Raw genomic sequence first — 25,373 nt, forward strand, 5'->3', positions numbered from 1 at the left:
ACACTTTTGGGGGCGGCTATTGAAATTTATATAGCTATGACGATGTTTTTATTTTGATAGTGTTCACTGGCACTCGCTTAATCACAGTGTTAATGTAAACTTTTCAAAGGCCTATGAATTCTTAATGTAAGTCGTTTTTGCAAACAGAGTTTGTTACTTAAGTTGTTGTTATCTTGGAGGGAGTATGTCGATAGAAAAAGCACGCATTACGCTGTGTAATATCAACAAAAAAGATTATCCACAAATAAAAACCTTGATGGATGAGGCATATCCCGACTTAGGTGGTGCTTGGCCAAGTCATACGATATTTAGACTAATTGACCAGTTTCCTGAAGGTCAAATAGGTATTTTAGATGAAGGTCGTTTAGTTGGACTTGCGCTCAGTGTGCAGGTTGATTATCAACGTTTCTCGAATCCACATACCTACGATGAAATAGTGGATGCCCACAACCGAGTGTTTAGCGATAGCAATGGTGATGCGCTATATGGACTAGACGTCGTCATAGCGAAAAGCCACCGTGGAATGCGATTAGGGCGTCGCTTATATGATGCGAGAAAAGAGCTGTGTCGACAGTATAACTTACGGGCAATCTTAGCGGGGGGGCGTATTCCTCGTTACAGTAATCATTGTGATGAAATGACCCCAATGGAATATATCGATAAAGTCGATCATAAAGAAATCTATGACCCTATTTTAAGTTTTCAGCTGGCTAACGACTTCCAAGTAAAGCGCTTATTGAAACAGTACCTACCTGAGGATGAGGATTCAGAAGGGTACGCAACATTATTAGAGTGGAACAACATTTTGTTCGAACCGACCGACACGGTTATTGAAGCAAAAAAAACCATTGTTCGCGTTGGCGCTGTGCAGTGGCAAATGCGAGAAGTAGAGTCGGTTGAAGAGTTGATGCGCCAAGTAGAGTACTTTGTTGATACGGTGTCTGAGTATCAAAGCGACTTTATTATTTTTCCGGAATTTTTTAATGCACCTTTAATGGGGCTGCAGGAGCATCGTAATCAAACAGAAGCAATTCGCTATTTAGCCGAATATACAGAGCAGTTTAGAGATGCTATGTCGACTATGGCAATTGAATATAATGCCAATATTGTTACAGGCTCCATGCCGTTAATGGAAGATGAAAAAATATATAATGTGAGCTACTTGTGTCATCGTAGTGGCAAAATAGACGAGCAGCGTAAGGTTCACATTACCCCGCACGAAGCTTATGATTGGGTGATTGAAGGGGGAGATGAAATTGGTGTTTTTGAAACGGATGCTGGCAGGGTCGGTATTCAAATTTGCTATGATGTAGAATTTCCTGAACTCAGTCGTATTATGGCACAGCGTGGTCTCGATATTCTATTTGTGCCATTTTGGACTGATACCAAAAACAGTTATTTGCGCGTGCGACACTGTGCTCAAGCAAGAGCGGTTGAGAATGAGTGCTACGTGGTGATCGCAGGCAGTGTAGGCAACCTTCCACAGGTAGACTCGCTCGATGTACAATACGCGCAATCTGCAGTTTTGACCCCCTCAGACTTTGCCTTTCCTCACGATGCGGCATTGAATGAAGCAACCCCAAATACCGAAATGTTGCTATTTAGTGATTTAGACCTTGATAAGTTAAAGTTGCTACACAGTGAAGGAACGGTACGTAACTTAAAAGATCGCCGAACCGATTTGTATCAAGTAACACTTAAGACAAAAAACTAGCTCAGCATGACTAATGCAGCGGCAACACCGATGAGTAGCAAACCGATGTTGTCGCTCGCTTTAATAGGTTGTTTAAGCCAAAGCACGGCGATCAACATGGTAAAAAATACCTCGATTTGGCCGAGTGTTTTGACATAGGCAACATGCTGTAAGCTCATAGCGCTAAACCACCCAACAGAGCCCACAAAACTGGTAAAGCTGATGGCGCCTGTTAATGAACGTTTTTGCCAAAGTGCTTGCCATGTCTGTCTTTCTTTAATAGTTAGATATAAGCTCAAAATCACGGTTTGTGTGAACAAAACCAACAGTAACACCCACGCGGCACTATGCAAAAAGGGTAATCCAGTTGCCAAGCTGGCTTCTCTTACCCACAAAGACGTTAGAGCAAATGCGCTACCGCAGGCAATGCCAAGTAACGCCGTTTTAGGCGCAAATCGCTTTACACTAAAACCACTGAGCATCAGTACGGCAATGGCGCCGATAGCAACACCAAACCAACCAGTCACAGATAAAGATGAACCAAAAAGTGCCATACCTAATATGGCGGCCATCAGCGCTTCACTTTTTGCTAAGCCTGCGCCTATTGCATAGTTGTTTTGCTTAAATAAAACTACCATGAGCCCGGTGGCAACAATTTGCATCATGCTGGCGCTGAGTACATAGGCCATCAATGAGCCATTTAAGGTTAAGGTGGGTACAGTTTGATATTGATATAAACACAGTAAATAAATTGCGGCTAATGGCACTGCCAGTAAAAATCGTGCGAGCGTAACGCCGGCAACACTTGCCGATTGACTTAATTGGCTTTGCAGCGCATTTCGCCATGCTTGCGAAAATGCAGCCAATACCGTGAAGGTTATCCAACCCATTGTATATCCATGTTGTTTTTTCTGAGTTTAACAATGCAGCGGCATATCTGCTAACCTGTTTTTCTCATAATGAGCGCTTGAACAGTTAAAATGAGGTGCTCTATTGCAGTACGCTTATCACCTGTTATTTAAATACTTTATTTGATGACACACCATTTAGTCGCCTTTAGATTTGAGGCGGCTTTTTTATTTGGCTCATGCTAAGGTAGGGTTTTAAGAACAAAAATCACGCAAGGACTTGGTATGACAACTATTTTAATTTGTGCGTTAATTGCTGTAATTTTACCATATTTGGCCAAAGCCCCGGTCGCTATTGCCATGAACCGCCTTGGCGGATACGACAATCAACACCCAAGGGCTCAGCAAGCTCAATTAACTGGTCTTGGTGCAAGGGCGCTGGCAGCGCATCAAAATAGTTTTGAATCATTAGCGGTATTTGCAGTGGCGGTTGCTGTGGTACTTGGCACAAATACGATTGGCTCAACGGTGCAGTATCTTGCAATTGCTCACATTGTGGCGCGTGTTTTATACTGTGTTTTTTATTATCTCAATTTGCACCTGTTACGCTCATTAGTTTGGGCGGTGGGTTTAGGGTGTGCGATAGCTATGATTGCTGTCAGTTTATAATGCAAAGGCCAGTAACATAAAGTGGTTACTGGCCTCAAAATTACTCGCCTAATTAGGTGGGTGGTTTTTAATGTGCGACCTTAATGCGCTCATGCTTTACTTTTTTCTTAGTGGCTTCAGAGTACTCTCCTAACGCATAATCGAGTTGTACGACGTGACGCTGCGAAGTATCTGATGCACTGGTATATTGCCATTGACGCAGTGCGGTAATGGCACTTTGTTCAAACACCGCTTGGGGTTGTGCGTCGATCACTTCAATGTTGTTCGTATGACCACGCCCATCAATAGTAAATTGTAAGGTGACATACCCAGAAATACCTGCGTTCGCAGCCTCTGCAGGGTACTTGGGCTCTATGCGCATAACTGGATGCGGTTTTCCTTCATGTTTATGTGCTTGTACTTCATTGGGCTTTGCAAGCGCCATAGCACTGAGTGATCCACACGCTAGGGCGACGACTAAACATTTGGCACCCATGGATGCCCCCGATAACTTTTGTAAATGTAGTAATCTTTGTTTCATAGTGCTCTTATCTCCGTAGTAGCTATATGCTAAGGCGCTATTGCGGGCATTCTGTGCGCAACTTATCAGTGCTTTTGCATACATTAACTGTTGATGTGTTGATTTTTCTTGTAGTACTTTTTCGTCACATGCCAGTTCTTGGGCGCGACGAAAACTTTGGTAGCCCAGCCACATAATCGGATTAAACCAGCAAGCAATGCATAAAAGGATAAGCGCCATATTTGCAACGTTGTCGAAGCGGCGAATATGGGTATTTTCGTGCTCGAGTAATAGCTTGAAGGTTTCGTGGTCAAACTGTTTGTCGTAGTCATTGGGCAACACAACAATCGGCTTCCATAAACCTATCACCATGGGGGTGCTTAATTGTGAGCTGACAAAAAGCGGCTGATCAAAAAAGGTGTTTTTAACGGCTTTAATATTTAGATCACGGCTAAATTTGTAATGCTGCCACCAAAGCATTAGCAGCAGTAGCATAACGATGGCGCTATACAAAGCGGTTGCACTAAATTGCCAAACTGCTGTGTGTTGCTGCAATTGTGGCGTTACCAGAAAATAGCTGATCGCATCATTGGTAATCGGCTTTAACTCACTGGGTAAGTTTAACGCGATAATACTCAGGGGAATTATCCACCATAAGCTGTAAATTAATCGCGCGCCTAACTGGGCGGTGGCATGCTTTTGCAACAGTACTAAAATGATCATGATGGCGCTTAACACCATTTGCATATTGGGATTTAACAGCCACTCTAAATATGGATATAGCATGTTACTTTCCTTGTTTTTGTTCCCACTGTTTGATGATCTGTTTTAACTCATCAATGTCTTGCTGAGACAGCTGCTCTGTTTTGGCAAAGCCGCTTACGAGCGGGGCTATTCGACCTCTAAAAAAGCGCTCTATAAAACTTTGGCTTTCTTTTAACGTGTATGCCTCGCGGCCAATGGTCGGGGAGTAAATGTACTCGCGCCCTTGTTTTTCAAAACTCACCGCTTGCTTTTTAACAAGGCGACTGACCAGTGTTTTAATGGTTTTTTCATGCCATTGTGTATCGCTACTTAAACGCTGAATAATATCGCTGGCTTTAGCAGGGTGGCCTTGCCAGAGCGCTTCCATCACCGCAAATTCAGCTTTTGAAAGTTCAATCATAATTACTGCCTACAAATGTAATCCTTAGGTTTAAGATTACACCTGTAGTCAATTCTGTCAAGTGTGTTTTTAATCTAGTTTAAGCGAAGTTACATTGATAGGTTGGTATTCATCTTCGGGCAAGGTGTTGGGTAGGGTGAAGTGTGCAATGCGTACGCGATAAAGATCTATTACTTTGTAGCCACAGTACTTTGCCATTTTACGAATTTGCCTATTGAGCCCTTGTTTAAGCACAATCTTAAAGCGCGTGGCATCTAATAAGCTCACTTGGCAGGGTAAGGTTATTTGCCCATCAACAGGCACACCCGATGCCATTTTTTGGCAAAATTCAGCGTCTAGCGGTCGGTCAACTTTAACCCAATATTCTTTTTCAACATGGTGATCTGGATGGATAAGACGTTGGCACAATTCACCATCGTTTGTAAGTAGTAACAAACCTCTTGAGTCTTTATCTAAGCGACCAATCGGATACACTCGCTGTGATGTTGGCAAGTGATGCAGGAGGCTACTGGGGTCGTCAGGCTTTAATTTACAATCTATGCCAACAGGCTTGTGGTAGGCATAGAGTACTTTGGCCGCAGGTCCACACACTTTTTTACCCAACACGAGTATCTCGTCTTGTTCACTGACATGATCAATATGATTGGCGGGGCGGCCATTCACTATGACGTCACCTGAGTCAATCAGGCGAGATGCTTGTCGGCGGGAGCATACTCCTGCATGGCTAAGGTATTTTGCGAGGCGCATTGGTTGGATCATTTGAAGAAATTCATCAAAAAATGAATGGACGAAATCATAATACACTTGAAACCCTATGTATTCATAAAAAATAATGGATGTATCAGCACGAAGTTTTAAGATAAGATATTTTACCTTTTTTAGGGATAAACAAGGTGCTATGAAAAAAGCCATATTTACACTCGCGATTGGCGATAATCCAATGTACCAAGCTGCTATCTTGAGCTTTCAGCACTATGCAAAAAGGGTCGATGCCGACTTAATTGTGTCTGAAACTTTGCATTACCCCATCAAAATTAGCGAACCTAAATATGGTGCTAATCCTGCGTGGGCTGAAAAGCTTAGAATTGGTGAGCTACTGAAAGAATACGATAGGGTGCTTTACTTGGACGCAGATATTTTAGTATCACCTGACGCGGAAGATATTTTTAAAAAATATCAAGACTTAGACACTCTATATATGCTCAACGAAGGCGCAGTATGCGATCGCACACAAGAGCGTACACTGATTGAAGACCTATGTGGAAAAGTTGCTTGGCCGAGTGAAAAAGAGGCAAGTATTTATTACAATGTTGGCGTGATCCTCGCCTCTAAGCCTTGTAGATTATTTGAGTACGCAGATTTAGATGAGCTGCAATCTGTATGCAATGAAATTCGCTTTTATGAACAAACATTATTTAATTATCAGCTATTTAAGCACCAGCTAAAGCATGAGGCGCTGCCAAGCAGATTTAACAGAATGGATATGTTTGGTAAAGAAGGGTATTTAGACGCCGACTTTATTCATTATGCAGGCCGAGGATATGCTAAAAACAATCGCCGTCGTGATGTGCAGTTTTTAAGAGATTTTGCAAAGTTATATCAGGGGATTGTACCTCGGCAAGACATTGAGCGTTTGCAGGGCGTTGCGTGGAACAACTTCTTAGAGGTGGTATATAAAAAGTACCCACTACCTAATTGGCTTGTTAAACTATGCAGTCAGCGATTTGTGCCACATTAGTGATCGAACAGGGTTAATTTTATGAGAAATTAACCCTTTTTTGTTATTAGATTGCCGTTAAAACACTTTGAATCGCTTGCTTAAAGTCCCTACCATGAGCAATCCCTTGTGGTTTTAATCTTGAATCGGCCAGTGCACAATCATGTGGACGAGCAGCACTTTGACTTGGTTCATCAAAAGGTTCTAGCAGCGATTTAGGGTAGCCTAAAATATCGGCCATAATGCAGGCCATATCATACTTACTCATTGCTTGATTATCGGAAATATGAAAAATTCCGCCCAAGTTTTCAGGGCACTTTAGTAAGTCTCTTAATGTAAATGCAATATCCTCTACATGGGTTGGATAACGCACCGCCCAGTTATCATGCTTTGTGGTTTCAGTCGCACTTATTTGGGTTGCGATCACTGATACCGCAGATTCAGCCAACTCAGACACATCGCCATACAAAACGGGCACACGTACCACACTGTGACGTGATGAATGTGCAAGTACTGCTTGCTCAGCTTGTTGTTTACTTTGCCCATACAGATTTAGTGGGTTTGTTTGCGCTGACTCTAGATATGGCGGCGCTTTGCCGTCAAACACATAATCAGTGCTGATAAAAATGAGCGCTATATCGCGCAGTGCGCATTGTTTGGCAAGAAACTCGCTGGCTGCAACATTAAGCGCAATGGTTTGCTCTGGCGCATTTTCACATACATCGGGTTTGCGTTCGGCTGCAGCATGAATTAAAGCATCAGGCTGGTGTAGCTCTAAAAAGTCAATCACCGCGTTTTGGTTGCCTAAGTCAAGTTGATATAGCGGGGCGGTTGCTCGGCTAAAACCGGTACCAACGACTTCAAAATCATTGACTAGGGTTGAGTAAAGTGTGCGACCAAGTAGTCCGGTTGCTCCGGTGAGCATTATTTTTTGCATAGCGGCTGGTTCCTTAAGCATCCAAAAAGGGCAAACAAACAACCCTTAGCTTAGCAAGATTAACTTATTGAAAAAACAAAATTATGTGTTCGATTACTCGGCTTTTCGCTGCCACCTTTTGGTCAAAAAGAGAATGGTTGGGCTTTTTGGGTGGCAAGCAGTCTGTATTCGATACTGCTATAGCTCACTGCCGTTATTCTATTTTGCTATCCGCTTTCACACGTACGTTAAAATGTATCGTTTATGCAAATACATCGCGGCAACTTTTAACGCCAGTAATATTACTTAAAAACACTGTAATTGTTTGATATCACTAATTTCTATATCCGCTAAACCTTGATAGCGATAGGCGCAGCTTTGATTGTTTAACCACACGCTATGGCAGCCTGCGTTATTAGCCCCTTGCACATCAGTATCTAAGCTATCACCAATATGTAGTAACTGATCATGGCGTATATTTAATTGATTTACCGCGTTATGAAATAAATCACCATAAGGCTTTGACCTGCCGTCTTTGCCTGCTTGCAACACTAACGAGAATATACCTGCAAGATTAAATTGTTCGACGTCCACATTGCCATTGGTGATAGCGATAAGGGTATAGCGACGTTTTAGGTCGGTAAGCAATTCGATCACCGATGGACAGACACTAATTTGACTACGAGCATTGGCAAACGCGGCATAAGCATTGTGGGTATGTTCAAGCGCGTCATCATGGTTTAATCCACACTCTAAAAACCCTAAGTAAAGTGCGCGTTGACGCCATAGTGTTACGTCATGCTGTAGTTCAGGGTTGTCTTTGAGCGCTTTGTTGCGGCATGCCATCCAAAAGTGATTATCTTGATGAGGCCAGCCAGGCAAGTTTTTTAGGTAGTCGGCCTGAGCCCTCAATGCAGACGCTATGATAGGGTGGTTGTTATACAGGGTATCGTCTAAGTCAAAACTGAGGACTTTTATTTTGCCTATGGCACGGTTGAATTTCATGATAACTCGTCTATTTACTTAATTATGCACATTGTAGCAAAGCATTAATCTTCTTTAGAGGGGCGCTTTTTGGCTCTTGGGTGTGCTTGGTCGTACACTTTAGCGAGATGTTGAAAGTCTAAATGTGTGTACACTTGTGTTGCAGACAGGCTGGTATGGCCTAACATTTCTTGTATGGCACGTAAGTCGCCGCTTGACTCGAGCATATGGCTGGCAAACGAATGGCGTAGTTTATGTGGGTGGATAGGTGTACTGATACCTTGTTTTATACCCCATTCTTTCATCCGTTCTCGTACATGGCGAATGGAGATCCTTTGCTTGCGTTTGCTTAAAAACACAGCCATCTCACCTTCACTAGAGAATTGAGATCTTAATAACAACCACCGTTCTAACGCTTGTAGTGCCTTGCCCCCCACGGGGATAATTCGCTCTTTATTGCCTTTACCTAACACTCGGATCTCGCCGTCGCGTATATCGCCAATATTAACATTAACGAGCTCGCTAATTCGCAAACCACTTGAGTACATAAGCTCCATCATTGCCTTGTCTCTTATGGCTAAAATATCATCATCGTTAATTGATAGCAGTTGTGCCATTTGATCGACATCGAGGTTTTTAGGCAGCGGTTTATCAAATTTTGGACCTCTGATAGTGTCCCCTGGGTTGGTAAATGCGCTATTTGGCGAGTGCTTGGCTTTGAGGTATTTATATAAGCTACGAATACAACTGAGTTTTAGGTTGATACTGCGCGGGTTATATTGTTTACCACGTAGGTGCATACTATAGCGACGAATTTGTTCACTACTGACCGCCAGCCAATCAGTGGCGTTGGGGGCAAAGTAGTGGGCAGCTTGTAGCAGTTGAGTACGGTATTGGCTTAAGGTATGTGCTGAGTATTGTTTTTCATGGCGTAGATAAGCCATAAACGTATCGATGGGCTGAAGCCACTGTGCGTTTAATGCGTTATCATCAGCCATTTTTTAGGCCAAGGCGCTTAAGCGCACCTGTAATGTAGTGACAAACTCTTGCATGAATAACGTGTCATTAGTGGGAGCAAAATGCTCAGCATGGTTGCTGGCAAAGGCCAAAATGGCATCGGGTGCAGCGTTGTCGCCGAGTAAATATAATGCCACAGACTGAATAGACTCCTCTTGAGACCAAATAATGCGTTGCTCTTGTTGTGACAATCGACCTAGGTATACACCGTTTTGTAAACGTGCTTGTTTTAATTCGGCGAACTTATTTTCATAAGGGAGTAGTTTACAGCTAACAATGTTAGGTTGTTGGCATAGCGTTTGGGCAAGTTTTTGAGCCAGCTCGTCTATGCTGTTGCAGCACCAGAGTTGCCTCTGGCACTCGCTGAGCAATCTAAAAATTTGTTCATTTTCGGTTGCACTACGAGTCATGGCTGCTATTTGCTGTTTTAGCTGGGTATTGTGTTCTCGTAATAAACGTTGCTGCTGTAGTGCTAGGTTGGGTAATCCGACACTCTGGCCGTGTAAGTCTAAATCGAGCAAAACATAAGGGTGTTTGAGTAAAAAATCGGGATGATGACTTAAATAATCACAAATTAACTGTTCATCAATGTTGTTTATGTTACTCATATCTACACCTTTTGTATTTTACAAAGAGATTTGCCCATCAAAAACATGCTCTGCAGGGCCAGTCATTTTTACGCTGTGACCTTCCCCTTGCCAGCGAACTTGCAAGCTACCGCCGGGTAAATCTACGCGCACGGTATTTGCTAGTTTCTTTTGTGCGATACCAATAGCAACAGCGGCACAGGCTCCGCTGCCGCAAGCTAAGGTTTCTTGCGCACCGCGCTCCCAGACTCGCAGTTTAATGTGCTCTTCATTAATAATTTGCATAAAGCCCACATTAGCTCGCTCAGGAAAGCGCTCATGGTTTTCTAGAATAGGGCCCAATGTTTCAACTTCAGCAGTGTTGATATCATCCACTTCAATCACACAATGCGGGTTCCCCATAGAGACGACACCACAAAATACGGTGTGCTCTTGAGCGCGCATGATATAAGTGAGCTCGGGTTTACTGGCTTTAAATGGAATACTACTTGGCGCAAAATGTGGGTGACCCATATTGACGGTAACTTGGCCATCTTTTTCAGAGTACAGCGTAATGTTACCAGACTTAGTTGATACGCACACTTTGTGGCGGTTGGTTAGCCCCTTCATACGCACAAATCGCGCGAAGCAACGTGCGCCATTACCACATTGTTCAACCTCGGTACCATCGGCATTAAAAATACGGTAATGAAAGTCAAGGTCGGGTGAGTAAGGTGCTTCAACCATTAATAGTTGGTCAAAGCCCACGCCAAAGTTTCTATCTGCAAGCTTTTTTATTTGATCTCGAGACAAAAATACATTTTGAGTGACGTTGTCCACCACCATAAAGTCATTGCCTAAGCCATGCATTTTAGAAAAATTTACAAACATAATGTTCTAATACAACTCCTAATGAGTTTACTTTGCCACGCTTGGGGCACCGCTGTCATTAATTATAATTAGGGTAATAGGTGCTCACCTTGCCACAAAGAGCTTAAAGTCTCTCTTTGTCTAACAACATAACAAGTGTCGCCATCCACCATTAATTCCGCCACTCTTGGGCGAGAATTATAGTTTGAACTCATGGTAAAACCGTATGCCCCCGCGCTGCGCTGCACGAGTAAATCACCCTCTTGAATTGCCAATGGGCGGTTTTTACCGAGAAAATCGCCAGTTTCACAAACCGGACCCACCACATCATATGCATGGGTGGGGGTATTATCGTCACGAGGATTTACAGGGATAATATTTTGCCACGCTTGGTACAAAGAAGGTCTGAGCATGTCGTTCATTCCCGCATCAACAATGGCAAAATGTTTGTCATCAGAGCTTTTTAAATACTCCACTTTAGTGACCAAAATGCCGGCATTGGCGGCAATGGCGCGACCTGGCTCAAACACCAGTTCTAAGTGAGGATAATTCGTTAATCTTGCTTTTACTTGCGCTGCATAGGCACTGGGGTGTGGTGGTTTTTCGCTGTCGTAGGGCACACCCAAACCGCCACCAATATCCAAATGCTGTAGTTCTATACCGGCAGTTTTCAGCTGTTCAACAAGGTCAATAACCTTGTCCAGTGCCGCCAAAAAGGGCTCAACTTCAGTTAATTGTGAACCGATATGAAAATCAACACCGACTACTTCAATGCCTGGCAGCGCATAAGCAAGTTGGTAAACGTCAAAGGCGTGTTTAATGTTGATACCAAACTTGTTTTCTTTCAGCCCAGTGGAAATATAAGGATGGGTTTTTGCATCAATATCTGGATTTACACGAATAGACACGCGTGCGATTTCACCCATATTGCTGGCGACTTCGCTAATGCGTTTGAGCTCAGCTGTTGACTCTACGTTAAAGCATTTGATGTTATGAGTCAGTGCAAATGCAATTTCATCGGCCGTTTTTGCCACACCTGAAAACACCACTTTACTGGTATCACCGCCAGCCTCTATTACCCGAGCAAGTTCGCCTTTAGATACAATATCAAAGCCTGCTCCTAATCGAGCGAGCACATTGAGTACGGCAATATTAGAGTTGGCCTTAACGGCATAACAGACCAAGTGAGGGTGTCCTTGTGCTGCATCGGTAAATGCGTGGTAATGACGCTCTAGAGTTTTTCGAGAGTAAATATAACAAGGTGTACCATGTTGCTTGGCAATATCGGCTACGCTGACTTGCTCAGCAAATAGCTGGTTGTGTTGATATTGAAAAAAGTCCATCTAACCGTCCTGCTGATTTGTTTGCGCTTGGGGCTGTTGCTGTGGTTTTGTTTGCGACTTATCTAACTCTTGATTAGTCTGTTTTGAGTTTGGCTTTTCGGGTAAATAAAGCGGTCCACTTTGTCCACAGCCAGCTAATATAAGCGTAGTGAATATTACGAGAAAAAATAAGCTAGATTGAGAGAGTGTCGCTTTCATTAGATTAATGCTGTTAGTGCCTTTATAATCGCAGAGTAACAGAATTCGCAAAAAAAGCAGCTATTGCAGGTAAGTATTTTCATGCTTGAATAGCTAACACTTTGTACAAATGAGGGATACCGTATGACTGATTCCGAGTACCATGAATTGGCTGATGCCTTAATGCTTACGATTGAAGAACAAATTGACGACTGTGATGCCGATTTAGATTATGAATCTGCAGCAGGTATCTTAGAGATTATTTTTGCTGATAAAAGCAAAATCGTGATCAACAAACAAGCACCTTTACATCAAGTTTGGGTGGCAACAAAGTTTAATGGCCACCACTTTGAGCTTCATGGCGACAAATGGATTGATAACCGCTCTGGGGCAGAGTTTTGGCAGTTTATGTGTGATGCCGCTACTCGCCAAGCTGGCACTGCCATTGAATGGCAGCACAGCTAATGTTGCCGTTTGTAGAATACGCCGCAAAAGGCGAACATAAAGCGAGTATCATTTGGCTGCATGGTTTAGGTGACTCTGGAGAGGGGTTTTTGCCTATCGCGCCTGAGCTAAAGTTACCTGACGAGTTAGGCGTGCGGTTTGTTTTTCCTCATGCGCCAGAACAACCGGTCACAATTAATGGTGGCATGGTGATGCGCGCTTGGTACGATATTAAATCTTTGGATTTAGAAAACCGAGCTGATGAAGATGGTGTAAGAGCGTCAGCCAAAGCGGTAGAAGCATTGATCCAAGCTGAATTAGACAAAGGCATCGCGCCTGAACGCATTATATTGGCGGGCTTTTCTCAAGGCGGCGTGATAGCGCTGCATTTAGCACCACGTTTGGCGTATAAAATAGGTGGCGTTATGGCATTATCTACCTATATGTGTGCACCACAAAAGCTGGCGGATGAAGCCAAACAAGCAACGCTTAACATCTTTATGGCGCATGGCAGCCACGACCCTGTCGTTGCTATGTCGGCGGGAAAACTTGCTTATGAGACCTTGCGAGAACAAGGTTATCAGGTAAGCTGGCAAGACTACCCAATGGAACATCAGGTGTGTTACGAAGAACTCGTTGCGATACGCACATGGTTAATTGCGACACTGTCTTAAATTAGGAGCTGCAACAATGACACAAAGGATCGTTATTAAAACGTCGGTAAATAAAGCGCCAACGGCGCATGCTCCAGTGAGTTACCAATGGCATTGGCGGCGTATATTTATGGCTTTTAGTGTGGTGTTATTGTTTACAACCGCTCTGATATATGGGCTGATGAACTCTGTCAATGCTGATGAAATTCAAGCTACTGACAGTGGCTCTATCCAGAGTGGCTCTATCCAGAGTAAAGCAGTTGCAGTGGCTCATAATGAGACTGAGCATCAACATGAGCAGGCCGTTACACCCAAAGAGTCAGCGCCAGAAGAGCCTGCCATTAATGTGGCAGAAGCCAGCGCAGATAACCTCGCGCCTGTTACGCTTAACGAAGAAGCGCGCCTTCCAAGCTCAGTGCAAAACCAGGTCGACATGCAATCAGACATGCCACCTGAAGTTGTCGAGCAAGTAGATGATCAGCAAAGTGAGCTGGCAAGCGAAAATACCTTTGCTGAGCATGCCGCTATTACGAATGTGGCTTTGGGCGCACAAATTGATAGTAATTTAGTGTCGCGGGCCGTATTGACGACGGGTGTTGTGGACCGAGAGCCAGTTGACGTGCTCAAAGAAAACCTTGAGCTTAGCCAGTTTACAGATAAGTTATTTTTCTTTACCGAGATTAATAACCTGCAAGGGCAGACCGTGCAGCATTTATGGTTTCATCAAGATCAACTAATGGCCGAAATCCCATTGACGATTAGTGCCGTTCGTTTTCGTACTTACTCAAGCAAAAATATCATGCCAAGCCAAACTGGGCCGTGGCGAGTGGAGGTGGTGACTGAGGAAGGTCAGCTACTTGCACAAAAATCTTTTCGAATTATTTCAGAGGCCGAATAACAGGCCACTATAGGTTAATCATGACTCAACAACATACTTTACGTATCGCCACCAGAAAAAGTGCCTTAGCATTGTGGCAAGCTGAATTTGTAAAAGCGCAATTGGAGCACTTCCACCCTGAACTAAACGTTGAACTGGTGCCCATGTCTACGCAAGGAGATATCATTTTAGACACGCCTTTAGCTAAAATTGGTGGTAAAGGGCTGTTTGTTAAAGAGTTAGAGCAAGCAATGTTGGATGGACGCGCGGATATAGCGGTACATTCAATGAAAGATGTTCCCGTGGAGTTTCCACAAGGCCTTGAGCTGTACACCATTTGTGAGCGTGAAGACCCACGTGATGCATTTGTGTCAAATAGCTATAAAGCACTGGATGAATTACCTCAAGGTGCGGTCGTTGGAACTTCTAGTTTGCGTCGTCAGTGCCAAATTAAGGCGTTGCGCCCAGATTTAGATATTCGAGATCTGCGTGGCAATGTGAATACGCGCTTAGCCAAGCTAGATAATGGCGATTATGATGCCATTATACTTGCAGCAGCAGGGTTGATCAGATTAGAGATGCCAGAGCGTATTGCAAGTTTTATCTCGCCAGAGCAATCGTTACCCGCTAACGGCCAAGGTGCGGTTGGCATCGAGTGTCGCAGTGATGACGAATTGACTAAGCGATTATTGGCACCACTTGAGCATCAGCAAACACGCATTCGCGTGCTCGCAGAGCGCGCGATGAACCGCCGTCTTGAAGGTGGCTGCCAGGTGCCTATTGGCGCTTATGCTGAAGTAGAAGCGGAGCAGGTCAATTTGCGCGGTTTGGTGGGTGCACTGGATGGTAGCCAGATTTTACACGCACAGGTAACAGGCCCTAGTGAGCAGGCTGAGCAGCTTGGTATTGAGCTGGCTGAGCAGTTATTAGCGCAAGGTGCCGATACCATCCTTGCTGAGGTTTATAAAAGCAGCAAATGATGCGTATCGCCATTACTCGTCCTGAGGGAAAAGGGTTAGAGCTTGCAAACTTGCTGGACCAGCAAGGTATTTTCAATGTGCATACACCTGTTTTGCGCATTGAACCCTGCCCATTATCAGCGAGTCAGTTAGCGCCAATTCAAGATGCTGACATTATTGTTTTTATCTCGCAAGATTCGGTAAAACAATTAGCTGAGCAAGTCAGTTTACTGCCTGCCTCGGCGCAGCTTTTTGCGGTGGGTGAGCAAACCGCAAATGCCGTGCAACGTTATTATTCTCGCAAGGCGGTTGCACCAAACCAGCAAGACTCCGAAGGTTTATTAGCCTTATCGCAGCTACAACAATTAGACTCTAAGCAGGTTGTATTGGTTAAAGGCCATGGCGGGCGTACGTTATTGGCTAAAACTTTTAAGCAGCGAGGAGCAATTTTAAATGTCTGTGCGGTCTATAAACGGGTGGCTCAGCAAGACACTTCTGATAAGTGGTTAGACCACTGGCGCAGTAAAGAAATTGACGGTATAGTCGTAACGAGTAATGCAACGTTAGATGCGATATTTAATACTCAGCAAGAAGAGCTTTTAAACTGGCTGAAAAGCAAAAGCAGGCATTTTTTTCTAGTCAGTGAACGTAGCGCGCGCTATTTGCACAACACCTATGAGGTGGGGCAACAGCGCATAAGTATTGCGAATGGGCCAGATGATCTGGCGATATTTAACAGCATAGTGCCCAACCAACAGCAGCAAGGTAGCCAAATGAGTGAGCAAGAAACACAATCTGAATCTGTAACGTCCAATCCTGAGGCGCCGGTAACTCAACCCGTGTTTAAACAAAAAATTAGCAAACTTGCGGTCCTAGCGTTGCTGGTTTCTGTCACCGGAGGGGTTGCAACTGCGGGACTCATTATTCATGGTAAGCAGATCAGCGATAAAACTTATGCGGCTTTGGCACAATTACGACAAGACAATGCACAGCTGAGTGAACAGCTCAAACAGGCAAAGTCGCAACTGGCTTTGCTACAAGGAAATTTGCAGCAGCAAAATAGTGAACTTGAAGAGCGCCTCACGTTACAAACACAAGCTGTTGACGCACAACTGAATGCTGCGTTATCGCAGGCAAAACAACAGATAAGTGGTGCTTTAAGTAGTGAGGTGACCTACTTGCAACGCATGGCTGAGTTTAAAGCCAATGCAGAGCAGGACTATCAAGGTGCAATTGCCGTATTAAAACGGCTGTATGACGTTGTACAAAGCGAGAATAATAATACTGCGTTGTTAAGTGCAATAGCGACGGATATTGCCACACTACAGGCGCAGCCTACGCCTGCGGTTGAAGCACTATACCTGCAAGTGCATGGGATGTTGCAACAAGTTGATAGCTTGGCTTTGAAAACTTTGCAATTACCAGAGCCAAAAGCGCACCATGACGAGCCGCTGTCGAGTGAGATCAGTGATTTTCAGAGTAATCTGCAAAAAACTTGGCATAAACTAGTCGATGATTTTATTAAAGTGAGAACGAGAGAAGTCGCGGTGATTGATCCCTTACTTGACGCCGAACAACAACAGTTATTACGTGCTCAGTTGAGGAGTCATTTATCTCAAGCACAATCGGCACTGATGGATAAACAAGCGAGTATATTTTTTAATGCACTGGGATCAGCACAGCTCACGGTTGAGCAGTTTTACGACTTACAAGATAGGGCGGTGCAAGTGATGCAGGACCAGTTAATTGAATTGCAAAAGGTGCCGCTTAAATTTAATGCCCAAGTCGAGCTAAAAACAACCGCGGCTGTAAAGGAGTGGTTGAAATGATCAAAGCGCTGCTGGTATTGGCAGTGGTCGCTGCAGCCATGGCTGCAGGGCACTTGCTGATCGATGAAAAAGGTTACGTGCTGATAGCATTTAATGAGACGACTATTGAGGGAACCATTGTCGCCTTTGTGATAATGCTGTTGTTAACAGTATTGGCTGGGTGGATTGTGCTTAAGTTGTTAAGTGTTGTGTGGCATTTCTACCGTTCAACTACTGGTCACTTTAGTAATAAAAGGCGTATCAAGTCTGAGTTGGCGCTTAACGATGCCGTATGGGGCATGTTGAATGACGATGCACACATGATCAAAAGTGCATTTGCCAAAAACGATGCGCCTGCGCAGTGGCAAGATCATCAACAAGCAATGCTTGCAAAGGCGGCGCTGCAGTCAGGCGAGCAAGCGCAAGCACTACAGTATTTACAGGCGATGTCTGATGATGCTCAGGCACAAGTTCCTAAGCTGTGGCTCAATGCAAACCAATCGGAGCAGGCATTGGCTTTATTGTCGCAGCCAATGCAGCAGAAAAAGCCCACCCCGGCAGCTGTGAGTAGCTATTTAGATGGTTTATTGCATGAACAGCAGTTGGCAGAAATTGTTGCAACGCTATCGAGTAAATACAAGCAACTTGATTTGGCAACTAAGCAATGGCATGACTTCTTTAAACGCTTTTTTGATAGCGCTAAACAACAGGCGAGTGACTACTTTTCTCAGTTGCCTAAAACGGTGCAGGCGCATGCTCAGCTTGCTTATTTGCAAAGTATGGCAGGGCAAAGCCGTTTAGAAAATGTTCATGATGCGCTGATTAAACTGCTTAAAAAAGGCCAATTTAGTCAGTTATCTCAGGTCTTGGCCCATGCAAAAGGGGTGGATGTCAAACTCACACAAGCGATTCAAATGCGTTTGAAAAAACAGCCTGAGCACAGCGAGTTGTTATTCTGTTTAGCCTGTATGGCCAATGCTGAAGGTGACTTTGAATTGGCTGCAAAAATATTTGCCAGTTTGCCGGAACAAGATTGGCAACGATATTGGATTGAACCTGCGCTATATAGTTTTGAGCAAACGGGGCAATTTCAAAGGGCCTATCAATTGGCCCGCCATAAATGGTAAAGATATGAAGCCAGCAATAAGCTGGCTTTTTTGTACATGCATAAATAATCAGCAATACTAAATGTGGACATGTGTCCTTGATCTTTATAGATGGGGGCGTATGATCCCAAAAATTTTATCTGCAGCCGAGTGACCTATGATCAATAAAACTTTACCTTTGCTTGATTTACACCGCCACCTTGACGGAAACGTACGTGCGAGTACCATTTTGGAGCTTGGCCAACAATTTAATTTAGCGCTACCCGCTCAAGATTTAGAAGGGTTGCGAGAGCATGTGCAGGTAATTGATAACGCTCCTGATTTGATGGCATTTTTAGCCAAACTGGATTGGGGTGTAAAGGTATTAGGCGATTATGATGCGTGTCGTCGAATTGCAATGGAAAATGTGGCCGATGCAGTGGCACAAAATATTGATTATACCGAGCTGCGTTTTAGTCCTTATTACATGGCGCAAAGTCATTACTTACACCCGCAAGGAGTGACAGAAGCGGTGATTGATGGTGTGAAAGCCGCAACCCAAGGGCGAGACATTCAAGTTAATTTGATAGGTATTATGTCTCGCACGTTTGGTGTTGATAAATGTCAGTATGAGCTAGAGGCATTATTGGCATGTAAAGACGGTTTAGTTGCTGTTGATTTAGCGGGTGATGAAATCGGTTACCCCGGTGAATTATTTGTAGAGCACTTCAAGCAAGTTCGAGATGCCTATTTGGGTGTTACTATTCATGCTGGTGAGGCACGCGGCTCACAAAGTATTTGGCAAGCCATTAATGAGCTGGGTGCAACACGAATTGGTCATGGTGTAAAAGCCATTGAAGACCCTAAACTGATGGATTATTTGCGAGATAATCGTATCGGTATTGAATCGTGTTTAACCAGTAATATTTTGACTAGTACCATCAGTGATATCGAAACACATCCGTTAAAGCAGTTTTTGACTCATGGCATATTGGCGTGTATCAACACTGATGATCCAGCCGTACAGGGCATTGAATTAGATTATGAATATCAAGTAGCGGCACCAAAAGCGGGGTTAACGAAAGCTGATATGGAGCTTGCGCAACGTAATGCATTAGAGATTGCGTTTTTAAGTGACAGTGATAAGCAAGCCTTACGCGCAAAATACTAATAATGCCAATTGACCAAAACGCGCCAATTGGCGCGTTTTTGTCACCTTAGCTAACGACAGCTGAGTTATTTAATAAATGCGAAAGCATCTGCGTACATGTGTTCGCGCTCGGCGCCATGATTGATAAAGTCATCACGCACAATACCTATCATGTCAAAACGACCCGCCATATAAATGCTATAAGGTTCAAGTGACACAATGTCTTTCATCACCGCTTTATGCACATAACCAGTATGGCCACTCCAAGTTGCAGAGGCATTTTCTACAACCGGAATAAATTGAAAATTCTTATGGCCGGCTGCCCATGCTTCCATTTCTTGTTTGGCATACAACGCGGATTCTTCTTTTACGCCCCAATACAGTAACACTGGCTGGGTAAAGCCGATTTCAGCTAAGTGATCAGCCATTGATTTGACATAAGAAAACCCAGTACCGCCGGCCAATAAAATAATGGGGCGTTGGCTATCAACTCGCAATTGAGAGATGCCAAGACCAGCTTCAATTAATACGCTTTGCTTGTTTAAGTGTGCCTGCTTTAGGTGCTCTAATGCTTGCATCGCGTAAGAGTCGGCACCCGAGGCGCCAATGTGTAATTCTAATTCGTTTTGCATTGACGGGCGGCTAGCGATTGAAAAAGCACGCTTGTCTTTCTCGCCCAAAACGAGCTGGAGATATTGTCCGGCTTCAAATGACACAGCAGCATCAGGTTTCAGTGTAACCTTGTGAACAAATTCTGTAAGTGGACTGATATTGACCACTTCAGCGTTAACTAATTGCATATTTTACCTTTCGCACGGCGGCTATAAATATAAAAGTTTATAAAATGTGTCGGCACTTTATCACAGCACCTTTTGAGATCCTATTGCTTGGCCCCAATTCCAAGACTGTCCCAAATTTCATCAACGCGTTGTTTGGTGGCCTCATCCATGACTATCGGCTCTCCCCACTCTCGATCGGTTTCGCCCGGCCACTTATTCGTGGCGTCCAGTCCCATTTTTGAACCAAGGCCAGAAACAGGAGACGCAAAATCCAAATAATCTATTGGTGTATTATCGATCAATGTGGTGTCTCTGGAGGGGTCCATACGTGTCGTAATCGCCCAAATGACATCATTCCAATCTCGGGCATTAACGTCATCATCACAGACAATGACAAACTTAGTGTACATAAACTGCCTGAGGAAAGACCAAACCCCCATCATGACTCGTTTGGCATGGCCTGGATATTGTTTTTTCATCGTCACCACCGCCATACGGTACGAACAGCCTTCTGGTGGTAAATAAAAATCAACAATTTCTGGAAACTGTTTTTGTAAAATGGGCACGAACACCTCGTTTAATGCCACTCCAAGGATGGCAGGTTCATCAGGTGGACGGCCAGTGTAAGTACTGTGATATATGGGGTCTTTACGGTGTGTTATGTGAGTGACCGTCATCACTGGAAAGTCATCGACTTCATTGTAGTAACCAGTGTGATCTCCATAGGGACCCTCAGGTGCCAGTTCGTCAGGCATGATGTGCCCTTCTAAGACTATTTCTGCATTGGCGGGCACTTGTAAGTCGTTTGAGATGGACTTTACAACTTCTGTTTTGGCACCACGTAACAGTCCTGCAAAGGCATATTCACTGAGTGTATCTGGCACTGGCGTAACAGCACCTAAAATTGTCGCCGGATCGGCACCTAATGCAACCGACACCGGGTAAGGCTCGCCAGGGTGCTCTTTACACCACTCTTGAAAATCCAGCGCACCGCCGCGGTGAGACAGCCAGCGCATAATGATTTTGTTCTTACCTAGTAACTGCTGACGATAGATCCCTAAGTTTTGTCTTTTTTTGTATGGACCACGAGTAACGGTTAAACCCCATGTGATCAGTGGTGCTGCGTCACCGGGCCAACAATGTTGAATCGGTAGCTGAGTTAAATCGACTTCATCCCCACTGAGTATGACTTGTTGGCAGGGTGCTTTACGAACCTCTTTGGCGGGCATATTGAGCACTTGCTTATAAGCCGGTAGTTGTCCTAGTGCTTCTTTAATGCCTTTGGGGGGCTCTGGCTCTTTTAAAAACGCCAGTAACTTACCCACTTCACGTAAAGCACTGACATCGTCTTGGCCCATGCCCATAGCAACACGCTTTGGCGTACCAAATAGGTTAGCTAAAACAGGGATTGTAAAGCCCACTGGATTTTCAAACAACAGCGCAGGTCCCCCTGCTCTGAGTGTTCTATCGGCAATTTCCGTCATTTCTAATTTAGTTGAAATGGGCTGTGAGATACGAACCAATTCACCTTGTGCTTCAAGGCGCGTTATAAAATCTCGCAAGTCTTTATATTTCATTTGATTACTAGGCATCTGAATTTGTGTTCAAGTATAACAAGATGACTTTGAAATGGCAGTATTCTGCGCTTTATTTGATGTTGTGCAATACTTAACGCTTTTTAGTATTTTAAAACGAGTAGCTTTGCTCTATAGTCGAATTCAAGCCTTTATATGTATGGTGGCTCGATTGAAAATAATAAGAATAATAGCGTTGTGTTTGTCTTTTTTGTGCGGTAACTCAGCAGCGCTGACAACGCAAGACTCGGTGTTTTTGCAACATAGTGCGGCAATGATGGTGATTAACCCTGAGTCGGGAAACATTATTGCAGCGAATGACGCCGCAGCTGAATTTTATGGTTATACGGTTGATGTGCTGCAGAGCATGCGCATTCAAGATATCAATCAGCTAAATGCTGAACAAGTAGCTCAAGAGCGCGAACAAGCGCTTGCAGAGGGCCGAAATTACTTTATTTTTAGACACCAACTCGCAGATGGTTCACTGCGCACAGTAAGTGTCTACTCCAGCCCGTTTATTGACCAAAATGGTCAGTCTCAATTGTTATCTGTGATCCATGACATCAGTGCTCAGCGTGAGCTGCAAGATGCACTTTGGTACTATCAAAATAATTTAGAAGAGCAAGTTGCTGAACAAACCAAAGAGATCCAGCAAATGAGCAGTATGCGTATGTTGCTGCTGGCTGTGATCATTGTCATTTTGTTGTCATCGATGATGGTACTTGTTGTGTTGTTGCTGCGTTTACGAAGAGCTAAGCGGCGCTCAGAAGCACAAGGTGCTAGGCTCGAGGCTATTTTTGACAGCATTGTTGATTTATTGGTCTTTACTGATAAAGACGGCATCATCCTATCGACGAATCAACGCGTTCAAGATGTGTTTGGGGTAGCGCATTGCATGCTTAATCAACCCATCGAAGAGGTACTGGATGAGGGTATTTGTACCAAGCAAAGTACCTGTCATCAAATGCAATGTGAAGTACATATAGCAAATCACAGCACCACATTTAGTGTCACGAAAAACCCTGTTTTAGACCTTCACAAGCAACTTGTTGGGTATATCTATGTGCTGCAAGACATTACAGAGCGTTTAGCACAAGAAAAAGATCAGCGCTTGGCACGTACGGTGTTTGATACCACCAGTGAAGGCGTGTTGGTTTCGGACAAGAATAATCGCATCCAAATGGTCAATCGGGCATTTACCGAGATAACGGGGTTTAGCGCTGATGAAGTTATGGGGCAATCGCCCGCGATGTTTAACTCCGGTCATCATGGCAATGCGTATTTTAATAAGCTGTATCAAACTCTCAATGAGCGTGGGCATTGGGAAGGTGAAATCTGGAATCGTCGTAAGAGTGGTGATGTTTATCCTAGTTGGTTGCAAGTATCAGCGGTGTTTGACAAGCAAGGTGACATAGAAATGTATGTGGCATTGTTTAATGACATCACATCGCGTAAGCATCATGAGCAAATGATGTGGCAGCAAGCTAACTTTGATACCTTAACGGGTTTGGCGAATCGTCATCATTATCATGAAAAATTTGATCAAGCATTAGCTAATGCAAAAGAGCAGCAAACTCGCTTAGCTATCTGCTTTATTGATTTAGACCGTTTTAAGGCGATCAACGACACTTTAGGGCACCATATTGGCGACTTACTGCTAATCGAAGCCGCGCAGCGGATCCAAGACTGCACCAGAAGTTCAGATACTGTTGCTCGGTTGGGAGGAGACGAATTCGCGATACTTCTAACAGACATAAAAAGTATTCGGGATGTTGAAGGCATCGCCAATAAGATTTTGCATCAACTGAGTAGTCAATTTGTGCTCGAAGGGCATGAAGCCTTTGTTTCTGGTAGTATGGGGATCACTTTCTATCCTGATGATGGTGACGATCGCAAGGTGTTATTGCGAAATGCCGACAGCGCTATGTATAAAGCGAAAGAGCATGGTAGGAATTGTTTTCAATTTTACACCAGTGTCATGCACGAAAATGCAAAAGCACGTAGTCAACTCGAAGGAGCTTTACATAAATCTCTTATTAATAAAGAGTTATCAGTGGTATACCAACCAATCCATGATGCCAAAGGGCAGCGGCTAGGATGTGAAGCGTTATTACGCTGGCATAGTGAGGCGTTAGGTCAGGTGCCTCCAGATGAGTTTATTCCAGTTAGTGAAGAGCTTGGTTTAATTTTAGCTATGGGAGAGTGGGTGTTATATCAGGCATGCTCCCAGGCAAAAAGTTGGTGTGATAGGTTAGATGGCGCTTTTTTTGTCACGGTCAACGTATCAAGCACACAATTTAAGCGTCAGGATGTGTCTATGTTGGTTGCTAAGGTATTGCGAGAAACAGGCCTGTTAGCGCATTGTCTTACCCTCGAGATCACGGAAAATGTACTTGCTGATAATTCAGAACATATTTTACGCCAGTTGAGCGCTTTGCGTGATATGGGAGTAGAGTTGGCGATTGATGATTTTGGTACGGGTTATTCATCTTTGAGTTATCTAAAGCGTTTCCCTTTATCAAAACTAAAAATTGATAAAGAGTTCATTTGTGATCTTCCTGATGATGCAGAAGACAGAGCACTGGTTAGTGCAATCATTTCAATGGCCAGCAATTTAAACCTCAAGGTTGTTGCTGAAGGCGTCGAAACGGTTGAACAGCTTGGTTTATTAAAACAGTTAAACTGTGATTTCACACAAGGGTATTATCACAGTAAACCATTGAGTGCTGTCGACTTTGAGGATTATTTGCTGTCCTTTAACGACGCTCACTAGGGCACAATGCGCGATGTTTTGTGCAGAGCGCTTTGAGTCGTTGCTGTGCTTTAGTGTTGCCCTGGGCTGTGGCTTGTTCAAGCCAGAATATGGCCGCTGCTAGATCTTGTTTACCGCCCTGACCTTGCTCAACCATGTCTGCCAAATTGTACTGTCCCCAGCTGTCTCCTTGCTCTGATGCTTGTAAAAAGCGTTCGCGCGCAGCCTGGTAGTCGCCTTGTTGATAAAGCATTATGCCATCATTATTGTGCGGGTTTAGCTTCGTTTTTACGCGAATATTGCCGTTGATTGCGCTGGGCATGGCGCGTCTTTTTACGATGCCACCCAACACGTAAATATCTTCTGGGCGATATACTGTATCGATGGCCTGAGCGTCAAAGTATGACTGCAATTGATCGCGTTCTAGGGTGAGCGTTTGGTTTCTAAAATAACTGTCTAGCATCAGTGAATCGAGTGATATTGCACGCTCAGCGCCGCGTTTTTTTCGGTAAGTAAAACTGCCTTGCTGTAACTCAACATGCTCATCGGTCACGTTCAACACTTGCGCGACTCGGTACTGTGCTTGGTACCTTCGCTGTGTTTGAAAGTGTCCCATGTTGATCACCCACACATCATCTTTTTGTGGTTCGGCTAGCAGAGTGTGCTGTAAGCGCTGGGATTGTTGATAAGAAACAACTTGGTGGGCAATGGCTATTACAGTGATGACGCAAATAAGGTGTGCTTTATATTTGACAATTGAGTGCTCAAGTCGACCATGAATAAAAAACGTGAGTTTTTGCAGTACTGATAAACTTTTTAGATACATTG

25 protein-coding genes are annotated in these 25,373 nt (G+C 44.0%); 11 read left to right on the forward strand and 14 right to left on the reverse strand.

What is annotated here, in order from left to right; all coding sequences use genetic code 11:
- Positions 1–184: 184 nt before the first annotated feature.
- Positions 185–1,714: a carbon-nitrogen hydrolase family protein gene (locus GDK41_RS00320; protein WP_152084553.1), complete on the forward strand. Its 1,530-nt coding sequence runs from the start codon at positions 185–187 to the stop codon at positions 1,712–1,714.
- On the opposite strand, the gene GDK41_RS00325 is transcribed toward GDK41_RS00320, so the two are convergent.
- A complete protein-coding gene (locus GDK41_RS00325) occupies positions 1,711–2,583 on the reverse strand; it encodes a DMT family transporter (protein ID WP_152084554.1) in 873 nt (290 codons plus the stop codon). The genes GDK41_RS00320 and GDK41_RS00325 overlap by 4 nt on opposite strands.
- 243 nt (positions 2,584–2,826) lie before the next feature.
- Here GDK41_RS00325 and GDK41_RS00330 point away from each other — a divergent pair, with 243 nt between their 5' ends.
- Positions 2,827–3,210, forward strand: coding sequence for an MAPEG family protein (locus GDK41_RS00330; RefSeq protein WP_152084555.1), 384 nt, complete (start codon positions 2,827–2,829; stop codon positions 3,208–3,210).
- 67 nt (positions 3,211–3,277) lie between these two features.
- Here the strand turns inward: GDK41_RS00330 and GDK41_RS00335 are convergent, their stop codons facing one another.
- The 3 genes from GDK41_RS00335 to GDK41_RS00345 all read right to left on the reverse strand — a co-directional run bounded on the left by GDK41_RS00335 (position 3,278) and on the right by GDK41_RS00345 (position 5,633).
- The gene (locus tag GDK41_RS00335) at positions 3,278–4,495 is read right to left on the reverse strand and encodes a M56 family metallopeptidase (RefSeq protein ID WP_152084556.1); all 1,218 of its coding nucleotides are present in this window, start codon (positions 4,493–4,495) and stop codon (positions 3,278–3,280) included.
- A 1-nt stretch (position 4,496) separates the two neighbouring features.
- The gene (locus tag GDK41_RS00340; RefSeq protein WP_152084557.1) at positions 4,497–4,874 is read right to left on the reverse strand and encodes a BlaI/MecI/CopY family transcriptional regulator; all 378 of its coding nucleotides are present in this window, start codon (positions 4,872–4,874) and stop codon (positions 4,497–4,499) included.
- Between the two features lie 69 nt (positions 4,875–4,943).
- The gene (locus tag GDK41_RS00345; RefSeq protein ID WP_152084558.1) at positions 4,944–5,633 is read right to left on the reverse strand and encodes a pseudouridine synthase; all 690 of its coding nucleotides are present in this window, start codon (positions 5,631–5,633) and stop codon (positions 4,944–4,946) included.
- Between the two features lie 139 nt (positions 5,634–5,772).
- Here GDK41_RS00345 and GDK41_RS00350 point away from each other — a divergent pair, with 139 nt between their 5' ends.
- Entirely contained in the window at positions 5,773–6,612 is an 840-nt protein-coding gene (locus GDK41_RS00350) for a glycosyltransferase (protein WP_152084559.1), read from the forward strand.
- Positions 6,613–6,658: 46 nt separating this feature from the next.
- Here the strand turns inward: GDK41_RS00350 and GDK41_RS00355 are convergent, their stop codons facing one another.
- From GDK41_RS00355 to lptM, 7 genes are all read right to left on the reverse strand, one after another.
- Positions 6,659–7,528 (reverse strand): dTDP-4-dehydrorhamnose reductase family protein, encoded by an 870-nt coding sequence (locus GDK41_RS00355; protein ID WP_152084560.1) that lies wholly within the window; start codon positions 7,526–7,528, stop codon positions 6,659–6,661.
- Between the two features lie 285 nt (positions 7,529–7,813).
- The gene (locus GDK41_RS00360) at positions 7,814–8,515 is read right to left on the reverse strand and encodes an HAD-IA family hydrolase (RefSeq protein WP_152084561.1); all 702 of its coding nucleotides are present in this window, start codon (positions 8,513–8,515) and stop codon (positions 7,814–7,816) included.
- 41 nt (positions 8,516–8,556) lie between these two features.
- Positions 8,557–9,489, reverse strand: a complete 933-nt coding sequence (locus GDK41_RS00365; RefSeq protein WP_152084562.1) for a tyrosine recombinase XerC — start codon at positions 9,487–9,489, stop codon at positions 8,557–8,559.
- A gap of 3 nt (positions 9,490–9,492) precedes the next feature.
- Positions 9,493–10,116: a DUF484 family protein gene (locus tag GDK41_RS00370; protein WP_152084563.1), complete on the reverse strand. Its 624-nt coding sequence runs from the start codon at positions 10,114–10,116 to the stop codon at positions 9,493–9,495.
- 18 nt (positions 10,117–10,134) lie between these two features.
- Entirely contained in the window at positions 10,135–10,965 is an 831-nt protein-coding gene (gene dapF / locus GDK41_RS00375; protein ID WP_152084564.1) for a diaminopimelate epimerase, read from the reverse strand.
- Positions 10,966–11,033: 68 nt separating this feature from the next.
- Complete coding sequence (gene lysA, locus GDK41_RS00380; RefSeq protein WP_152084565.1) at positions 11,034–12,287, reverse strand: diaminopimelate decarboxylase; 1,254 nt, start codon at positions 12,285–12,287, stop codon at positions 11,034–11,036.
- On the reverse strand, positions 12,288–12,485 hold the full coding sequence (gene lptM / locus GDK41_RS00385; RefSeq protein WP_152084566.1) for an LPS translocon maturation chaperone LptM: 198 nt from the start codon (positions 12,483–12,485) through the stop codon (positions 12,288–12,290).
- A gap of 123 nt (positions 12,486–12,608) precedes the next feature.
- Between lptM and cyaY the strand changes: the two genes are divergently transcribed.
- From cyaY to add, 7 genes are all read left to right on the forward strand, one after another.
- The gene (gene cyaY, locus GDK41_RS00390; protein WP_152084567.1) at positions 12,609–12,929 is read left to right on the forward strand and encodes an iron donor protein CyaY; all 321 of its coding nucleotides are present in this window, start codon (positions 12,609–12,611) and stop codon (positions 12,927–12,929) included.
- Complete coding sequence (locus GDK41_RS00395) at positions 12,929–13,582, forward strand: alpha/beta hydrolase (RefSeq protein ID WP_152087464.1); 654 nt, start codon at positions 12,929–12,931, stop codon at positions 13,580–13,582. Before cyaY ends, GDK41_RS00395 begins: the two co-directional genes overlap by 1 nt.
- Positions 13,583–13,598: 16 nt before the next feature.
- Positions 13,599–14,459: a DUF2914 domain-containing protein gene (locus tag GDK41_RS00400; RefSeq protein ID WP_152084568.1), complete on the forward strand. Its 861-nt coding sequence runs from the start codon at positions 13,599–13,601 to the stop codon at positions 14,457–14,459.
- Between the two features lie 20 nt (positions 14,460–14,479).
- Positions 14,480–15,418 carry a hydroxymethylbilane synthase gene (gene hemC, locus GDK41_RS00405; RefSeq protein ID WP_152084569.1) on the forward strand — a complete coding sequence of 313 codons (939 nt, stop codon included), beginning with the start codon at positions 14,480–14,482 and terminating at the stop codon, positions 15,416–15,418.
- Positions 15,415–17,226: a uroporphyrinogen-III C-methyltransferase gene (locus GDK41_RS00410; RefSeq protein ID WP_152084570.1), complete on the forward strand. Its 1,812-nt coding sequence runs from the start codon at positions 15,415–15,417 to the stop codon at positions 17,224–17,226. The genes hemC and GDK41_RS00410 overlap by 4 nt, the downstream gene beginning before the upstream one ends.
- Entirely contained in the window at positions 17,223–18,332 is a 1,110-nt protein-coding gene (locus GDK41_RS00415) for a heme biosynthesis HemY N-terminal domain-containing protein (protein WP_152084571.1), read from the forward strand. Before GDK41_RS00410 ends, GDK41_RS00415 begins: the two co-directional genes overlap by 4 nt.
- 136 nt (positions 18,333–18,468) lie before the next feature.
- Positions 18,469–19,461: an adenosine deaminase gene (gene add, locus GDK41_RS00420; RefSeq protein ID WP_152084572.1), complete on the forward strand. Its 993-nt coding sequence runs from the start codon at positions 18,469–18,471 to the stop codon at positions 19,459–19,461.
- Positions 19,462–19,526: 65 nt separating this feature from the next.
- Here add and fre read toward each other — a convergent pair whose 3' ends face one another.
- Together fre and ubiD are read right to left on the reverse strand one after the other, a co-directional pair.
- Positions 19,527–20,240, reverse strand: a complete 714-nt coding sequence (gene fre, locus GDK41_RS00425) for an NAD(P)H-flavin reductase (RefSeq protein ID WP_152084573.1) — start codon at positions 20,238–20,240, stop codon at positions 19,527–19,529.
- A gap of 80 nt (positions 20,241–20,320) precedes the next feature.
- Positions 20,321–21,796, reverse strand: a complete 1,476-nt coding sequence (gene ubiD, locus GDK41_RS00430; RefSeq protein ID WP_152084574.1) for a 4-hydroxy-3-polyprenylbenzoate decarboxylase — start codon at positions 21,794–21,796, stop codon at positions 20,321–20,323.
- Positions 21,797–21,956: 160 nt separating this feature from the next.
- On the opposite strand from ubiD, the gene GDK41_RS00435 reads away from it, so the two are divergent.
- Positions 21,957–24,566 (forward strand): sensor domain-containing protein, encoded by a 2,610-nt coding sequence (locus GDK41_RS00435; protein WP_442960202.1) that lies wholly within the window; start codon positions 21,957–21,959, stop codon positions 24,564–24,566.
- Here the strand turns inward: GDK41_RS00435 and GDK41_RS00440 are convergent.
- Complete coding sequence (locus GDK41_RS00440) at positions 24,550–25,371, reverse strand: tetratricopeptide repeat protein (protein ID WP_152084575.1); 822 nt, start codon at positions 25,369–25,371, stop codon at positions 24,550–24,552. The two genes, GDK41_RS00435 and GDK41_RS00440, sit on opposite strands and share 17 nt — an antisense overlap.
- Positions 25,372–25,373: the final 2 nt, after the last annotated feature.

This window comes from Pseudoalteromonas sp. A25, from assembly GCF_009176705.1.
GTDB lineage: Bacteria > Pseudomonadota > Gammaproteobacteria > Enterobacterales > Alteromonadaceae > Pseudoalteromonas.

Coding starts and splice junctions, on each gene's coding strand:
- GDK41_RS00320 (WP_152084553.1), top strand. CDS start 185: ATGTCGATAGAAAAAGCACGCATTACGCTGTGTAATATCAACAAAAAA.
- GDK41_RS00325 (WP_152084554.1), bottom strand. CDS start 2,583: ATGGGTTGGATAACCTTCACGGTATTGGCTGCATTTTCGCAAGCATGG.
- GDK41_RS00330 (WP_152084555.1), top strand. CDS start 2,827: ATGACAACTATTTTAATTTGTGCGTTAATTGCTGTAATTTTACCATAT.
- GDK41_RS00335 (WP_152084556.1), bottom strand. CDS start 4,495: ATGCTATATCCATATTTAGAGTGGCTGTTAAATCCCAATATGCAAATG.
- GDK41_RS00340 (WP_152084557.1), bottom strand. CDS start 4,874: ATGATTGAACTTTCAAAAGCTGAATTTGCGGTGATGGAAGCGCTCTGG.
- GDK41_RS00345 (WP_152084558.1), bottom strand. CDS start 5,633: ATGATCCAACCAATGCGCCTCGCAAAATACCTTAGCCATGCAGGAGTA.
- GDK41_RS00350 (WP_152084559.1), top strand. CDS start 5,773: ATGAAAAAAGCCATATTTACACTCGCGATTGGCGATAATCCAATGTAC.
- GDK41_RS00355 (WP_152084560.1), bottom strand. CDS start 7,528: ATGCAAAAAATAATGCTCACCGGAGCAACCGGACTACTTGGTCGCACA.
- GDK41_RS00365 (WP_152084562.1), bottom strand. CDS start 9,489: ATGGCTGATGATAACGCATTAAACGCACAGTGGCTTCAGCCCATCGAT.
- GDK41_RS00370 (WP_152084563.1), bottom strand. CDS start 10,116: ATGAGTAACATAAACAACATTGATGAACAGTTAATTTGTGATTATTTA.
- dapF (WP_152084564.1), bottom strand. CDS start 10,965: ATGTTTGTAAATTTTTCTAAAATGCATGGCTTAGGCAATGACTTTATG.
- lysA (WP_152084565.1), bottom strand. CDS start 12,287: ATGGACTTTTTTCAATATCAACACAACCAGCTATTTGCTGAGCAAGTC.
- lptM (WP_152084566.1), bottom strand. CDS start 12,485: ATGAAAGCGACACTCTCTCAATCTAGCTTATTTTTTCTCGTAATATTC.
- cyaY (WP_152084567.1), top strand. CDS start 12,609: ATGACTGATTCCGAGTACCATGAATTGGCTGATGCCTTAATGCTTACG.
- GDK41_RS00395 (WP_152087464.1), top strand. CDS start 12,929: ATGTTGCCGTTTGTAGAATACGCCGCAAAAGGCGAACATAAAGCGAGT.
- GDK41_RS00400 (WP_152084568.1), top strand. CDS start 13,599: ATGACACAAAGGATCGTTATTAAAACGTCGGTAAATAAAGCGCCAACG.
- hemC (WP_152084569.1), top strand. CDS start 14,480: ATGACTCAACAACATACTTTACGTATCGCCACCAGAAAAAGTGCCTTA.
- GDK41_RS00410 (WP_152084570.1), top strand. CDS start 15,415: ATGATGCGTATCGCCATTACTCGTCCTGAGGGAAAAGGGTTAGAGCTT.
- GDK41_RS00415 (WP_152084571.1), top strand. CDS start 17,223: ATGATCAAAGCGCTGCTGGTATTGGCAGTGGTCGCTGCAGCCATGGCT.
- add (WP_152084572.1), top strand. CDS start 18,469: ATGATCAATAAAACTTTACCTTTGCTTGATTTACACCGCCACCTTGAC.
- fre (WP_152084573.1), bottom strand. CDS start 20,240: ATGCAATTAGTTAACGCTGAAGTGGTCAATATCAGTCCACTTACAGAA.
- ubiD (WP_152084574.1), bottom strand. CDS start 21,796: ATGAAATATAAAGACTTGCGAGATTTTATAACGCGCCTTGAAGCACAA.
- GDK41_RS00440 (WP_152084575.1), bottom strand. CDS start 25,371: ATGTATCTAAAAAGTTTATCAGTACTGCAAAAACTCACGTTTTTTATT.